This is a genomic window from Skermanella stibiiresistens SB22 (genome assembly GCF_000576635.1).
Lineage (GTDB): Bacteria > Pseudomonadota > Alphaproteobacteria > Azospirillales > Azospirillaceae > Skermanella > Skermanella stibiiresistens.
On the sequence record NZ_AVFL01000110.1, the window covers coordinates 1 to 722 of the forward strand.

Below are 722 nucleotides of genomic sequence, written 5' to 3' on the forward strand. Positions count from 1 at the left end.
TTCTTCATCACCGGGCTGACGGTCTTCGCGCTGGCCTGCTTCGTCGGGTACTACGTCGTCTGGCGCGTGACGCCGGCGCTGCACTCTCCCCTGATGAGCGTCACCAACGCGGTCTCCTCCGTCATCATCGTCGGCGCCCTGATCGCGACCGGCAGCACGGACGGCTTCACCTTCTCCACGATGCTTGGCTTCCTCGCCGTCATCCTGGCCTCGGTCAACATCTTCGGCGGCTTCATTGTCACCCAGCGCATGCTGGCGATGTACAAGAAGAAGCAGAAGAAGGCATAAGGGAGCCCTGAACCAACATGGCCGCATTCGCCCCACTCGCTTACCTCGTCGCCGCCATCTGCTTCATCATGGCGTTGCGCGGGTTGTCCAGCCCCGAGACCTCCCGCCAGGGCAACAACTTCGGCATCGCCGGCATGGTGATCGCCATCGTCACCACCCTGCTGCTGCCGGGCCTGATCAGCGGCCTGTCGCTGCCGCTGATCCTGGCCGGCTTGGCGATCGGCGGCACCATCGGCACCATCACGGCGCGCAAGATCGAGATGACGGCGCTGCCGCAGCTGGTCGCCGCCTTCCATAGCCTGGTCGGCCTGGCCGCCGTGTTCGTCGCCATCGCCGCGTTCTACGCGCCGGAGGCCTACGGCATCGGCACGTCGGGCGCCATCCGCACCGGCAGCCTGATCGAGATGGCGCTGGGCGTCGCGATCGGCGCCATC

The 722-nt window shown here is 66.3% G+C and carries 2 protein-coding genes; both read left to right on the forward strand.

Annotation, left to right across the window (positions count from 1 at the left end; translation table 11 throughout):
* The coding region (locus tag N825_RS35680) for a proton-translocating transhydrogenase family protein (protein WP_037462423.1) at positions 1 to 288 on the forward strand (288 nt) is incomplete at its 5' end.
* 17 nt (positions 289 to 305) lie between these two features.
* A partial coding sequence (locus tag N825_RS35685; protein ID WP_037462425.1) for an NAD(P)(+) transhydrogenase (Re/Si-specific) subunit beta occupies positions 306 to 722 on the forward strand: 417 nt, incomplete at its 3' end.